Annotated in this window: 12 protein-coding genes and 1 pseudogene; 12 read left to right on the top strand and 1 reads right to left on the bottom strand. The window is 74.9% G+C overall.

The annotated features are described in order from the left end of the window. Position 1: 1 nt before the first annotated feature. Positions 2-640: a hypothetical protein gene (locus B8281_RS02410; RefSeq protein ID WP_085386796.1), complete on the top strand. Its 639-nt coding sequence runs from the start codon at positions 2-4 to the stop codon at positions 638-640. Then, positions 637-1,680 carry a glycosyltransferase family 2 protein gene (locus B8281_RS02405; RefSeq protein WP_043658914.1) on the top strand — a complete coding sequence of 348 codons (1,044 nt, stop codon included), beginning with the start codon at positions 637-639 and terminating at the stop codon, positions 1,678-1,680. Before B8281_RS02410 ends, B8281_RS02405 begins: the two co-directional genes overlap by 4 nt. Before the next feature lie 9 nt (positions 1,681-1,689). Here B8281_RS02405 and B8281_RS02400 read toward each other — a convergent pair whose 3' ends face one another. After that, the gene (locus tag B8281_RS02400) at positions 1,690-2,166 is read right to left on the bottom strand and encodes an Lrp/AsnC family transcriptional regulator (RefSeq protein ID WP_021482549.1); all 477 of its coding nucleotides are present in this window, start codon (positions 2,164-2,166) and stop codon (positions 1,690-1,692) included. Between the two features lie 142 nt (positions 2,167-2,308). On the opposite strand from B8281_RS02400, the gene B8281_RS02395 reads away from it, so the two are divergent. The 10 genes and pseudogenes from B8281_RS02395 to B8281_RS02350 all read left to right on the top strand — a co-directional run bounded on the left by B8281_RS02395 (position 2,309) and on the right by B8281_RS02350 (position 13,860). Next, positions 2,309-3,622 (top strand): thiamine pyrophosphate-dependent dehydrogenase E1 component subunit alpha, encoded by a 1,314-nt coding sequence (locus tag B8281_RS02395; protein ID WP_085388569.1) that lies wholly within the window; start codon positions 2,309-2,311, stop codon positions 3,620-3,622. Then, complete coding sequence (locus tag B8281_RS02390; RefSeq protein WP_021483500.1) at positions 3,619-4,647, top strand: alpha-ketoacid dehydrogenase subunit beta; 1,029 nt, start codon at positions 3,619-3,621, stop codon at positions 4,645-4,647. Before B8281_RS02395 ends, B8281_RS02390 begins: the two co-directional genes overlap by 4 nt. After that, positions 4,644-6,305 (top strand): dihydrolipoamide acetyltransferase family protein, encoded by a 1,662-nt coding sequence (locus B8281_RS02385; protein ID WP_085386795.1) that lies wholly within the window; start codon positions 4,644-4,646, stop codon positions 6,303-6,305. Before B8281_RS02390 ends, B8281_RS02385 begins: the two co-directional genes overlap by 4 nt. Beyond that, positions 6,302-7,942: a carboxyl transferase domain-containing protein gene (locus B8281_RS02380; protein WP_085386794.1), complete on the top strand. Its 1,641-nt coding sequence runs from the start codon at positions 6,302-6,304 to the stop codon at positions 7,940-7,942. Before B8281_RS02385 ends, B8281_RS02380 begins: the two co-directional genes overlap by 4 nt. 4 nt (positions 7,943-7,946) lie before the next feature. Beyond that, positions 7,947-10,172, top strand: coding sequence for an acetyl/propionyl/methylcrotonyl-CoA carboxylase subunit alpha (locus tag B8281_RS19395; protein ID WP_198163122.1), 2,226 nt, complete (start codon positions 7,947-7,949; stop codon positions 10,170-10,172). Continuing rightward, the gene (locus B8281_RS02370; protein WP_157446523.1) at positions 10,091-10,342 is read left to right on the top strand and encodes an acetyl-CoA carboxylase biotin carboxyl carrier protein subunit; all 252 of its coding nucleotides are present in this window, start codon (positions 10,091-10,093) and stop codon (positions 10,340-10,342) included. Before B8281_RS19395 ends, B8281_RS02370 begins: the two co-directional genes overlap by 82 nt. Next, complete coding sequence (locus B8281_RS02365; RefSeq protein WP_085386792.1) at positions 10,339-11,514, top strand: acyl-CoA dehydrogenase family protein; 1,176 nt, start codon at positions 10,339-10,341, stop codon at positions 11,512-11,514. The genes B8281_RS02370 and B8281_RS02365 overlap by 4 nt, the downstream gene beginning before the upstream one ends. A gap of 105 nt (positions 11,515-11,619) precedes the next feature. Then, positions 11,620-12,093, top strand: a pseudogene (locus B8281_RS02360) (MaoC family dehydratase); the annotation flags it as partial. Between the two features lie 164 nt (positions 12,094-12,257). Then, positions 12,258-13,157: a CoA ester lyase gene (locus tag B8281_RS02355; protein WP_085388568.1), complete on the top strand. Its 900-nt coding sequence runs from the start codon at positions 12,258-12,260 to the stop codon at positions 13,155-13,157. A 115-nt stretch (positions 13,158-13,272) separates the two neighbouring features. Next, positions 13,273-13,860, top strand: a complete 588-nt coding sequence (locus B8281_RS02350) for a hypothetical protein (RefSeq protein WP_051028391.1) — start codon at positions 13,273-13,275, stop codon at positions 13,858-13,860. Positions 13,861-13,905 lie beyond the last annotated feature (45 nt).

Here is a 13,905-nt window from a genome sequence, read left to right as displayed (position 1 = left end):
CATGCTCACCCGCCTCCGCGACGCCTGGCGCCGGTTCTCCGAGAAGCGACCGGGGACCGCGCAGTTCGTCGTGTTCCTCGTGCTGAGCAACGGCATCACCGTGTTGCAGCTCGCGCTCATGCCCCTCATCAAGTGGGTCTTCGGCATGACCGCCCTGGTCGACGTCGCGTTCCAGGTCTGGCCGGTCGGGACGAACCCGGACGGGTCGACGTTCTACGTGTTCGACTACGCCGCCGGTCCGCTCCCGGGCGGTGGCGGGGGGCTGGCATACTTCCTCGCCGTGCAGATCACCTTGCTGGTGGCGCAGGTGATCAACTTCTTCGCTCAGCGCACCATCACGTTCAAGTCGAACTCGTCGGTCGCGAAGGCCGCGCTCTGGTACACCATCGCGTACGTCGTCATCTCGATCGCGGCGGCCGCCGCGCAGGGCCTGTACAAGGCGCCGATCTACGAGCTGTTCATCGACACGTGGGGCCTGGGCGGCGCCGGCGAGACCCTCGCGGACTTCACGACGATGATCATCAACGCCGCGATCTCGTTCTGGGTGTTCTTCCCGATCTTCAAGGTCATCTTCAAGCAGGTGCCCGAGACGCCGGCCGCGCCGGAGGCGGAGCACGCCGGAGAGGTGCGTGCGTCGTGACCCCGCTCCTGACCGTCGTGGTCCCGGCGTTCAACGCCGAGCCGTACCTGGCGCGTGCGCTCGACTCGCTCGTCGGGTTCGGTCCCGAGGTGGAGGTGCTCGTCGTCGACGACGGTTCCACCGACGGGACGGCGGCGCTCGCCCAGGGCTACGCGGACCGGTTCCCGGGCGAGGTGCACGTGCTGCGCAAGGCCAACGGCGGGCACGGGTCGGCGATCAACACCGGCCTCGACCACGCGCGCGGGGAGTACCTCAAGGTCGTGGACGCCGACGACTGGGTGGACCGCGCCGCGCTCGCCCAGGTGCTCGCGACGCTGCGCGGGTTCGTGCGCCGGTTCGTGGACGCCGGCACCCCCGGCGGGGAGCCCGTCGACCTGCTGGTGAGCAACTTCGTGTACGAGAAGGTCGGCAAGCGTGTGAAGACGGCCGTCCGGTACCGCGGCGCGCTGCCGCGCGGGCGCGTGCTCACGTGGTCGCAGACCCGCCGCTTCGCCAAGCGCCAGTACATGATGATGCACGCGCTGATGTACCGGACCCAGGTGCTGCGCGACGCGGGCCTGCGGCTCCCCGAGCACACGTTCTACGTGGACAACCTGTACGCGCTGGTGCCGCTCGCGCACGTGCGCACGCTGTACTACCTCGACGTCGACCTCTACCGGTACTTCATCGGCCGCGAGGACCAGTCCGTGCACGAGGCCGTCATGCTCAAGCGTCTCGACCAGCAGCTCCGCGTCAACTGGCTCATGCTCGAGCACGTCTCGCGGACCCCGGTGACCGACCGGCGCCTACGCCGCTACCTGCTGCACTACGTGGAGATCATCTGCGCGGTGTCGTCGATCCTGCTCGTGCGCGCGGGGACGCCCGCGTGCCTCGTGGAGAAGGAGCGGCTCTGGTCGCGCCTGCGCGCCCAGGACCCCCAGCTCTACCACCAGGTGCGCTGGTCGGGCCTCGGGCAGATCGCCAACCTCCCCGGTCCGGCGGGACGGCGCGTGACGGTCCTGGCCTACCGGGTCGCGCAGCGCGCGATCGGCTTCAGCTGACCGTCCCCGTCAGCGCGGGCCGCGGCGCTGCTTCTCGATGAGCGGCCGCAGCCGGTAGGGGATGAGCTCGCCCATCGACAGCGACGTCTCCGTGCGCTCGACGCCGTCGATCGCGAGGATCGCGGCGTCGATGCGGAACAGGTGGTCCGTGTCGCGGCACGCGACGGTGACGCGCAGGTCCGCGGTGCCGCTGCGCCCGAACGCCTGCACGACCTCGGGGATGCGCGCGAGGTCGTCGACGATGCGCGCGAGCTCCTTCTGCCGGAGCTGCACCTCGACGAACGCCGTGAGGGGGTGCCCCAGCACGTGCGGGTCGATGCGCCGGTCGAGGTCGAGGAACGCGCCCTCGGCCTCGAGGCGGGCGAGCCGCGCGGCGACCGTGTTGCGGGAGAGCCGCAGCCGGTCGGCGAGCGCGACGATCGTGGCCCGCGGGTCGTCGGCGAGCGCGAGCAGGAGGTCGAGGTCGACAGCGTCGGCGCTGTGCATGGTGCTCACCCTAACCGAGTGACAGCGGTCACAGTGCACGGTGGGGCAGGTGTCGGTAGAGCCATGTGCGTGACGCGGGTTACGTTCCCCCTACCTCGGTCCTCGACGGAGAGGACCGGCTCCCCGAGGTGAGGTGGCGACGATGCCCAGCGAACCTGCGGTGCGGACCGGACCGACGGCGGCGACCCCGCCGAAGGCGTACGACGGTCACCGGGCGGCAACCCCGCGCGACGCACGAGCAGACCGGAAGAACGTGGTGCGCGACGTGCGCAAGGACGCGCCGCGGCAGGACCCGCCCGACCCGGGCCCCGGGTCGACGCCGACCCTGCGCGTGCTCGACGAGGACGGCACCCGCCACCGCGACCCGGACCTCGACCGGTGGCTCGCGGACCTCGACCCGACGGCGTCCGACGACGCCGCGCGCGCGTCGGCCCGGTCGACGCTGCTGCGGCTCCACGAGGACATGGTCGTGGCGCGTCGCATCGACGCGGAGGCCACGGCGCTCCAGCGGCAGGGCGAGCTCGCGCTCTGGCCGCCGCTCCTCGGCCAGGAGGCGGCGCAGGTCGGCTCGGCGCGCGCGCTGCGCGACGACGACTTCGTCTTCTCCTCCTACCGCGAGCACGCCGTCGCGCGGGTGCGCGGCGCGGCGCTCGTCGACCTCGTGCGCGTGTGGCGCGGCGTCGCGGTCTCCGGCTGGGACCCGTACGCGATCGGCATGGCGTCGCCGCAGGTCATCATCGGCGCCCAGGCGCTGCACGCGACGGGCTGGGCGATGGGCGTGCAGAACGACGTCGACGCCGGCCGCGTCGACGCCGCCGCCGGGCTGCCGGTCGGGGTGTCGTACTTCGGCGACGGTGCGATGAGCCAGGGCGACGTGAACGAGGCGTTCGTCTTCGCGTCCACGTACCGCTCGCCGGTGGTGTTCTTCTGCCAGAACAACCAGTGGGCCATCTCCGAGCCGGTCGCGCTCCAGTCGCGCGTCCCGCTCGCGGAGCGCGCCCGCGGGTTCGGCCTGCCGGGCGTGCGCGTCGACGGCAACGACGTCCTCGCCGTGCTCGCCGTGACCCGCGCGGCCCTCGACCGCGCCCGGCACGACGGCGGCCCTACCCTGATCGAGGCCGTCACCTACCGCATGGGCCCGCACACCACGGCCGACGACCCGAAGCGCTACCGCGACGCGGCCGAGGTGGAGGAGTGGACGCGCCGTGACCCGATCGCGCGCTTCGAGGCGTACCTGCGCGCCGTCGGGGTGCTCGACGACGCGGGCGCGGCGCACGTGCAGGAGGTCGCCGACGCGGCGGCCGCCGAGCTGCGCGCCGGGTGCGTCGCTCTCACCGACCCGCCGCCGCTCTCGCTCTTCGACCACGTCTACGCGGAGCCGCACCACGCGCTGGACCGCGAGCGCGCGGAGTACGCGCACTACCTCGCCGGCTTCGACGGGGAGGAGGCGCGATGACGACCCTCACGCTCGCGAAGGCGCTCGGCGCCGGGCTGCACCGCGCGATGACCGACGACGACCGCGTGGTCGTCATGGGCGAGGACGTCGGCCGCCTGGGCGGCGTCTACCGCGTGACGGACGGGCTCCAGGCGGAGTTCGGACCGCGGCGCGTGCTCGACACCCCGCTCGCGGAGTCCGGGATCATCGGGACGGCCGTCGGGCTCGCGTACCGCGGGTATCGGCCGGTGTGCGAGATCCAGTTCGACGGCTTCGTGTTCGTCGCGTTCGACCAGATCCTGTCCCAGCTCGCGAAGATGCACGCCCGCACCGGTGGCAAGGTGCGCCTGCCGATCACGATCCGCATCCCCGTGGGCGGCGGCATCGGCGCGGCCGAGCACCACTCGGAGTCGCCCGAGGCGCTGTTCGCGCACACGGCCGGGCTGCGCGTCGTGTCGGTCGCGAACCCCCAGGACGCGTACACCGTGCTCCGTCAGGCCGTCGCGTGCGACGACCCGGTGATCTTCTTCGAGCCCAAGCGGCGCTACCACCTCAAGGGCGAGGTCGACCTCGACCCCGTCGACCCGCCGCCCATGGACCGGGCCCGCGTCGTGCGCGAGGGCCACGACGTCACGCTCGTCACGTGGGGCGGCCTCGTCGGGACCGCGCTCGACGCGGCCGTCGCCGCGTCGGACGACGGCGTCTCCGTCGAGGTGGTCGACCTGCGCTCGCTGTCGCCGATCGACCACGACACCGTCGCGGCGTCGGTCCGCAAGACCGGGCGGGTCGTCGTCACGCACGAGGCCCCGCGCCAGGCCGGGCTCGGCGCGGAGATCGCCGCGACCGTGACGGACCGCTGCTTCGAGTACCTCGAGGCCCCGCCCGTGCGGGTCACGGGCCACGGCATGCCGTACCCGCCCGCGAAGCTCGAGGGCCACTACCTGCCCGACCTCGACCGCATCCTCGACGGCGTCGACCGCGTCCTGGGGCGCGTCGAGCCGTTCGTGCCGTCGTCCGGGCGTCCCGTCGCGGAGGTGGCCCGATGACGGCGCTGCGCGAGTTCCGCCTCCCCGACCTGGGCGAGGGCCTCACCGAGTCCGACATCGTCAGCTGGCACGTCCACGCGGGCGACCGCGTCGAGCTCAACCAGGTCATCGCGGAGGTCGAGACCGCGAAGGCCCTCGTCGACCTCCCGTCCCCGTACGCGGGCGTCGTCGCGTCCCTCCACGCCGAGGAGGGCCAGACGGTGAGCGTCGGCGAGCCGCTGGTCACCTTCGAGGTCGACGACGGCGCGGCCCCCGCGTCCGGTGGCGGTGCCGCCCCGGTGGCGGACGGCGCCGCGGCGCCCGGGTCCGCCGAGGTCCCGGCCCGGGTGCCCGACGCCGTCCCCGCCCTGGTCGGGGCGGTCGCCGGGGTGGGAACCGCCCCGACAGGAGGCCTGTCCGACGGCCCGGCCCGCTCCTTGGGCGGTGACCCGGCCGTCGACCCGGCCACCACCCTGGCCGACCCCGCCGACGCGCCTGAGCCGAACCTCGTCGGCTACGGGGCCCGACCCGACCGGGTCGGGCGGCCCGCGCGTCGACCCCGGCGGGCGGTGACTGAAACCCAGGTTTCACCGCCCGACGTCGCCGAGGCGCCCCGCCGCACCACCGTGACCGGCGAGCGGCCCCGGTCGACGCCGCCGGTGCGCGCGCTCGCGAAGAAGCTCGGCGTGCGGATCGACCGCGTCGAGGGCTCCGGCCGCGACGGGCTCATCACGCGCGAGGACGTCCTCGCGGCGGTGAGCTGCCATCGCGACGTCGCCCGCCGACCGCGTGACGAGCACCACGCGCACCCCGCGACGTCCGCCGGCCCGGGGGCACCGAGCGGCGAGAAGCGAGAACTGGCCCCTCCGGACCGCGGCCGCAGGGCCACTTCTCCCCTCTCGGCGCCGGGCGCGGTGACGGGCGTGGCCGCCGACCGCGCGGCCGGCCTCGAGGCGGAGGTCGTGCCCGTGCGGGGCGTGCGCAAGCACACCGCGGCGGCGATGGTGGCGAGCGCGTTCACGGCGCCCCACGCGACGGTGTTCCTCACGGTGGACGTGACGCGGAGCGTCGAGCTCCTGGAACGGCTGCGCACCCACCGCCTCGCGCGCGGCGCGCGGATCACCGTGCTGGCGCTCGCGGCCCGTGCGCTGTGCCTCGTGCTGCCGCGCCACCCCGCGCTCAACAGCGCGTGGCGCGACCTCCCCGACGGCTCGGCGGAGATCGTGCGGCACCGACGGGTGCACCTGGGGATCGCGGTCGCGACCGACCGGGGCCTCGTCGTGCCGCACGTGCCCGACGCGCAGGCGCTCGACCTGCCCGACCTCGCCGTCGCGCTGACCGACCTCACGACCACCGCGCGCGACGGCCGCACGACGCCCGAGCGCCTGACCGGCGGGACGATCTCGATCACCAACGTCGGGGTGTTCGGCGTCGACGCGGGCACCCCGATCCTTGTCCCCGGCGAGGCGGCGATCCTCGGCCTGGGGGCGGTGCGGCGTCGGCCCTGGGAGCACGACGGCGAGGTCGCGCTGCGCGACGTCGTCACGCTCAGCCTGTCGTTCGACCACCGCGTGGTCGACGGCGAGCAGGGCGCGCGCTTCCTCGCCGACCTGGGCGCGATGCTGGAGGACCCGGCGCTCGCGCTCCTCGCCGGGAGCCGGCAGGAGGTGGTCGCGTGACCGTCCTGACGAGCGCCGTCGAGCCCGGGTCGGACGCGGCCCGGGCGAACGACGCCGCGCAGCGCGGGCTCGCTCAGGAGCTGCGCGAGCGCACGGCGGACGTCGCGCGCGGCGGCCCGGCGTCGGCGCGCGACCGGCACGTGGCGCGCGGCAAGCTGCTCCCGCGCGACCGCGTCGACCGGCTGCTCGACGAGGGCAGCCCGTTCCTGGAGATCGCGCCGCTCGCCGGGTACGGCGTGGACGACGGCGCGTGGCCGGCCGCGGGCGTCGTCGCCGGGATCGGGGTGGTGAGCGGGCGGCAGGTCATGGTCGTGTGCAACGACGCGACCGTGAAGGGCGGCACGTACCACCCGCTCACGGTGAAGAAGCACCTGCGGGCGCAGGAGATCGCGCTGGAGAACCGGCTGCCGTGCGTCTACCTCGTCGACTCGGGCGGCGCGTTCCTCCCCCGGCAGGCCGAGGTGTTCCCGGACCGCGACCACTTCGGCCGGATCTTCTACCACCAGGCGCGCCTCTCGGCGGCGGGGATCCCGCAGATCTCCGCGGTGCTCGGGTCGTGCACGGCGGGCGGCGCCTACGTGCCCGCGATGAGCGACGAGACCGTCATCGTGCGCGGGCAGGGCACCATCTTCCTCGGCGGGCCGCCGCTCGTGAAGGCGGCGATCGGCGAGGTCGTCACGGCCGAGGAGCTCGGCGGAGGCGAGCTGCACGCGCGCCGCAGCGGCGTCGTCGACCACCTGGCCGACGACGACGAGGACGCGCTCGACACCGTGCGGCGCATCGTCGCGACGCTCCCGCCCGACCCGGAGCCCGCGTGGGACGTGGCCCCCGGCGAGCCTCCCCGCGTGGCGGGCGTCGCCGTACAGGAACTGGGGGAGAATCTGTACGCCGCCGTCCCGGCCGACGTCCAGGCTCCCTACGACCCCCGCGAGGTCATCGCCCGGCTCGTCGACGGGAGCCGGTTCGACGAGTTCAAGCGCGAGTACGGCGACACGCTCGTCACGGGCTTCGCGCGCATCCACGGGCACCCGGTGGGGATCCTCGCGAACCAGGGTGTGCTGTTCTCGGCGTCCGCGCTCAAGGGGGCGCACTTCGTCGAGCTGTGCGACCAGCGCGGCATCCCCCTGCTGTTCCTGCAGAACATCTCCGGCTTCATGGTCGGCACGGACGCCGAGGCGGGCGGGATCGCGAAGGACGGCGCCAAGATGGTCACGGCCGTCGCGACGACGCGCGTCCCGAAGCTCACGGTGATCGTCGGCGGGTCGTTCGGGGCGGGGAACTACTCGATGTGCGGCCGCGCGTACTCGCCACGCTTCCTGTGGTCGTGGCCCGCGAGCCGCATCTCCGTGATGGGCGGCCCGCAGGCCGCGTCGGTGCTGTCGACCGTCAAGCGCGACCAGCTCGCGGCGCGCGGCGAGACGTGGGACCCCGACGAGGAGGCCGCGTTCTCCGCCGGCATCCGCGCCGACTACGACGAGCACGGCAGCCCCTACTACGCGACCGCGCGGCTGTGGGACGACGGCGTGATCGACCCCGCCGACACGCGCCGCGTGCTCGGCCTCGCCCTCGGCGTGTGCGCGCGCACGCCCCTCGCCGAGACCTGGACCGGTGACCGGTTCGGCCTCTTCCGGATGTGAGCCGATGACCTCCCGCACCCTCCACGACGCGACCGCCCGCCCGACCGGCGGTACCGGGTTCCGCACGGTCCTCGTCGCCAACCGCGGCGAGATCGCGTGCCGCGTGATCGGCACGCTGCGCCGCCTCGGCGTGCGGTCCGTCGCCGTCTTCTCCGACGCCGACGCCGACGCGCGCCACGTGCGCGAGGCGGACGTCGCGGTCCGGCTCGGGCCCGCGCCCGCGACGCAGAGCTACCTCGACGTCGACGCCGTCGTCGCCGCGGCGGTCGCGACCGGGGCCGAGGCGGTCCACCCCGGCTACGGCTTCCTCTCGGAGAACCCGGCGCTCGCCCGGGCGTGCGAGCGCGCGGGGATCGCGTTCGTCGGGCCGGGCGTCGACGCGCTCGAGGCGATGGCCGACAAGCTCGCCGCGAAGAGCATCGTCGGCGCGCGGGGCGTGCCCGTCGTGCCCGGGGCGGGCGAGCCCGGGATGTCCGACGACGACCTCCTCGCCGCCGCGGGCGCCGTCGGGTTCCCGCTGCTCGTCAAGCCGTCCGCCGGGGGCGGGGGCAAGGGCATGGTCGTCGTGCGCGCGGAGGCCGACCTGCCCGGCGCCCTCGCGTCCGCGCGCCGGGTCGCGGCGTCGTCGTTCGGCGACGACACGCTCCTGCTCGAACGGCTCGTCGAGGCGCCGCGCCACATCGAGGTGCAGGTGCTCGCCGACACGCACGGGACCGTGGTCCACCTCGGCGAGCGCGAGTGCTCGCTCCAGCGCCGCCACCAGAAGGTGGTCGAGGAGGCGCCGTCGCCGCTCCTCACCGCGGAGCAGCGCGCCCGCATGGGCGAGGCCGCGTGCGAGGTCGCGCGGTCGGTCGGGTACGTCGGCGCCGGGACGGTCGAGTTCCTCGTCCCCGCCGCGAGCCCGGACGAGTTCTTCTTCATCGAGATGAACACGCGCCTCCAGGTGGAGCACCCCGTGACCGAGATGGTCACCGGCCTCGACCTCGTCGCGCTCCAGCTCCGCGTCGCGGCGGGCGAGCCGCTGGGCCTGGCGCAGGACGACGTCGTGCTCCGCGGCCACGCCGTCGAGGCGCGCCTCTACGCCGAGTCGCCCGACCGCGGCTTCCTCCCGGCGACCGGGTCGGTGCTGGTCTACGACGACGGTGGCGTCCCGTCCGGGCCCGGCGCCTCCCCGCTGCGCCTCGACTCCGGGATCTCCGCCGGTGCCGTGGTGGGTGGGCACTACGACCCGATGCTCGCGAAGGCCGTCGCCTGGGGCGAGACGCGCGACGAGGCCGTGGAGCGCCTCGACGGCCTGCTCGCGCGGACGGTCGTGCTGGGCGTCGAGACGAACACGGCGTTCCTGCGGTCCCTGCTCGCGGACGACGACGTCCGGGCGGGTCGGCTCGACACCGGCCTGATCGACCGTCTGGTCTCCGCCGGTTCTGGGATGGCTGGGTCCGGCGAGGGGCCGGGGGGTGCGCGCGCCGTCTACCCTCCGCGCCCTCGTTCCTCGGGCGCTCCCGCCAGGCCCGACCACGACGGCGCGCACACCCCCCGCCCCCTCGCCTCGGAGGTCGGCTCGCCGGCCGGGCGCGATGGTGCGGACGCTCGTCGGTCCCTCGTCGCCGCAGCCCTGTTCCTCGTCGAGCAGGCGGTTGCGGCTCGTCCGGAGGGCGGGACGGGCCACGACCGCCTGCTCGGCGGGGGATCGGGGGGCGGGACGACGATCCCTGGCGGGCGGGGGACGGGTGGCGGCTCAACGGGGGCGCGGCGGCGCGGCGGGTCCTGCTCGTCGATGCCGGCGGGGGCGCGCACGAGGTGCGGGTGTCCGGGGTGGTGGGGGACGCCGTCGTGCGCGTGCCGGCACCCGACGACGGCGCGTGGCCCGGCTCGACGACGCACGCGGCGCGGGCGTCGCTCGTCCGCGACCCCGGGGCCGACGGCGCGTGGTGGCTCAGCCTGGACGGTGTCCGGGAGCGCGTGCGGCTCGCCCTCGACGCGCCCCCCGCCGACGGCGAGCCCGCGACGGTGTGGGTGTGGCGCGCCGGGCGGACCGTCGCCCTGGCCGCCCCGGACCGGGAGCAGCGCGCCGCACGGGCGCGGGCCGACCGCCGTCGGGCACGGGGTGACGCGCCCGGCGCGACCGACCCCGAGGTGCGCGCCGCGATGCCCGGCACGGTCGTCACGGCCGCCGCGGACGGCGAGCCCGTCACCGCCGGGGACGTCCTCGTCACCGTCGAGGCCATGAAGATGGAGCACCCGCTCCTCGCCCCGCACGACGGCGTCGCCGACGTGCGCGTGCGCCCCGGCGACCTCGTGCGCCGGGACCAGGTGGTCGCCGTCGTCCACCCCCACGACTCCGGTGCGGCACAACCCGCCGCCCCGGTCCCGCAACCCGACACCCAGGGAGCATCATGATCGAGGCCGACGTCCTGCTCGACGACGAGCAGCGGAAGCTCAGCCAGGTGGTGCGCGACTTCGCGGACAGCGTCGTCGCGCCCGCCGCCTACCGCTACGACACCGAACGTCGCCTGCCGATGGAGATCATCGCGCAGATGGGGGAGCTGGGGCTGTTCGGGCTGCCGTTCCCGCGCGACGTCGGGGGCCAGGGCCAGGACTACGTGTCGCTGTGCCTCGCGGTCGAGGCGCTCGCGCGCGTCGACCAGTCGATCGCGGTGACGCTCGAGGCCGGGGTCGGGCTCGGGATCGTCCCGCTCTACCGGCACGGGTCGCGCGAGCAGCAGGAGCGGTGGCTGCCCGACCTGCTCGCCGGGCGGGCGCTCGCAGCGTTCGGGCTCACCGAGGCCGGGGCCGGGTCCGACGCGGGCGGCACCCGCACGACCGCGCGGCTCGACGGCGACGAGTGGGTGATCGACGGGTCGAAGCAGTTCATCACCAACTCGGGGACGCCCATCACGAGCCTCGTGACCATCACCGCCGTGACGGGCGAGACGGTCGGCCCGGACGGCGAGGTGCGCAAGGAGCTGTCGAGCATCATCGTCCCGGCGGGGACGCCCGGGCTCGAGGTGGGGCCGTCGTACGACAAGGTCGGCTGGCACACCTCGGACACGCACCCCCTCACGCTGACCGACGTCCGCGTGCCCGCCGGGAACCTGCTCGGCGAGCGCGGTCGTGGGTACGCGAACTTCCTCCGCGCGCTCGACGAGGGCCGCATCGCGTTCGCCGCCCTCGCGACCGGCGCCGCGCAGGGCTGCCTCGAGGAGGCGCTGCGGTACGCGCGCGAGCGCGTCGTGTTCGGTCGGTCGATCGGGGAGAACCAGCACGTCGCGTTCACGCTCGCCCGCATGCAGGCGCGCGTCCACACCGCGCGCCTCGCGTGGCTCGACGCCGCGCAGAAGCTCGTGCGCGGCAAGCCGTTCAAGGCGGAGGCGTCGGTCGCGAAGCTCGTCGGTGGCGAGGCCGCGATGGCGAACGCGCGCGACGCCTCGCAGATCTTCGGCGGCTACGGGTTCCTCAACGAGAACCCCGTCGCACGGCACTACCGCGACGCGAAGGTGCTCGAGGTCGGCGAGGGCACGACCGAGGTGCAGCTCATGGTCATCGCGAGGAGCCTGGGACTGGACGGCTAGCGCGGGACCGACGCCGACCACGAGGTTGCTGTCGCTCTCACGGTCATCCCGACAGCAACCTCGTGGTCGGCGGCTCGCGCCGTCAGGGACGAGGGGAGGAGCAGCATGCGCGAGGTGGTCCAGCGGGGCCTGTACTACGACGAGCTCGAGACCGGGGTGGTGTACCGCCACCGGCCCGGCCGCACGCTCACGGAGGCGGACGACGTCGTCTTCTCCACGCTCACGATGAACCACCAGGCGCTGCACCTCGACGCCGCGTGGGCCGCGACCCAGCCGTTCGGGCAGCGGCTCGTCAACTCGATGATGACGCTGTCGACGCTCGTCGGGCTCTCCGTCGGGCAGGTCACGCAGGGCACGATCGTCGCGAACCTCGGGTTCCGCGAGGTCGAGTTCCCGAAGCCGCTGTTCCACGGCGACACCCTCTACGCCGAGACGGAGGTCGTGGAGAAGCGGCTCTCCGCGTCGCGGCCGGGGCAGGGCGTCGTGACCCTCGAGCACCGCGGCCTCAACCAGGACGGCGTGCTCGTCGCACGCGCCGTCCGCACCGCGCTCTTCTGGACGCGCGCCGCCCACGAGGCGGCGTCCGCGGCCGTGCCCGACGACGCCCGGTCTCCCGGGGCGCCCACCGGACCCGGGGTCGTGGGCACGGCGGGTGCCGATCCCGGCGACAGCCCCGGGCTCGGCGAGCACGCGGCGGGCGTGCACGAGCCCGTGCTCGAGCGCGGCGACGAGGAGAGCGCGTGGTGAGCGACGGCGTCGGGCAGCGCGACGCCTCCCCGCCAGGGTTCGGGCTCGGGCCCGCGCTGCTGTTCTGCCCCGGCGACCGACCCGACCGGTTCGCGAAGGCCGCGGACCGCGCGGACGCCGTGATCCTCGACCTCGAGGACGCCGTCGCCCCGCACGCCAAGGACGCCGCGCGGCGAGCCGTCGTCGAGGCGTCCGCGACGCTCGACCCGGCGCGCACCGTCGTGCGCGTGAACCCCGTCGGGACGCCCGAGCACGCGCTCGACGTGGCGGCGCTCGCGGACACGCGCCTGCGCACGGTCATGGTCGCCAAGGCCGGGCCGGAGCTGCTCGTGTCGCTCGGCGGGCTCGCGACGACGCTCCCCGGGGTGCGACTGCTCGCGCTGTGCGAGACGGCGGCCGGCGTCCTCGCGGCGCCGGAGCTCGCCCGCAGGCCCGAGGTCGTCGCGCTGATGTGGGGCGCGGAGGACCTCGTCGCCTCCCTCGGGGGGACGTCGAGCCGCCGGCCCGACGGCACGTACCGCGACGTCGCGCGGCACGCCCGCGCCGCGGTGCTGCTCGCGGCCGGTGCGGCGGGGAAGGCCGCGGTCGACGCGGTGCACCTCGACGTGGGTGACCTCGACGGGCTGCGTGCCGAGGCCGAGGACGCCGCCGCGTCGGGGTTCGCCGCGACGGCGTGCATCCACCCGAGCCACGTCCCCGTGATCCGCGCCGCCTACGCACCGACCGCCGAGCAGGTGGCCGACGCCCGCGCGCTGCTCGACGCCGCGGCCGCGAACCCGGGCGGCGCGGGCGCCGTCTTCACGTTCGAGGGCCGCATGGTCGACGAGCCGGTCCTCCGGCACGCACGGGCGGTCCTCGACCGGGTGGTTCTCGACCGGGCGCCGTCGGACGGGTGAGCGCGGCGATCCCGCGCTTGCGGGCCCGGCCGACGGCTCCTCGTCGCGGCCGACCGGACAAATACCCCGCTCCGCCCGTTCCGCTTGCGGGCTCGGGCATCGTATGGTCACTCGCGTGAACGTCTACGTCGTCCTGTCCCGCAGTCGTACGGTCCTGTCCCGGACGATCGCGCTGGCGACGCGCGACGAGTTCACGCACTCCTCCCTGGCGCTCGACCAGGGCCTCGACCTCATGTTCAGCTTCGGCCGACGCCGGGCGGGCAACCCGTTCGTCGGCTGCTTCCGCCGCGAGCGGTTCGACGACGGCCTGTACCGCGGCATGGACGTCGTGCCGGGGGTCGTGCTCGCGGTGCCCGTGACCCCCGAGCAGCACGAGGCGATCCGCGTCCGGATCACCGAGTTCCTGCTCGACTCGCACGCGTTCTCGTACAACGTGCGCGGCCTCGTCGGCGCGCGGTTCGGCCGCGGGCACGAGGCCGAGGACCGGTTCTTCTGCTCGGAGTTCGTCTACCACGTGCTGCACGGCGCGGGGGTGTGGGACCTCGGGGTCGAGCGGTGGCAGGTGCGGCCCCAGACGCTGCTCGACCTGCCGGGCCGCGTCGTCTTCCGCGGGGACCTCAAGGACTACGTCGCCGCGCACCGGACGCTCGAGACGCTGCCGTCGCTCACGTTCGCCCCCGCCCGGGAGCGCGTGCCCGGCTGATCGCCGACGCGCGCTCCGCGGGCCCCGCGCCGTCCCCGTCGCGCG

Source organism: Cellulosimicrobium sp. TH-20, from assembly GCF_002105775.1.
In the GTDB taxonomy this organism is placed as follows: domain Bacteria; phylum Actinomycetota; class Actinomycetes; order Actinomycetales; family Cellulomonadaceae; genus Cellulosimicrobium; species Cellulosimicrobium funkei.
Note: the sequence above shows the minus strand (reverse complement) of the source record. Positions and strands in the feature narration are given on the sequence as shown.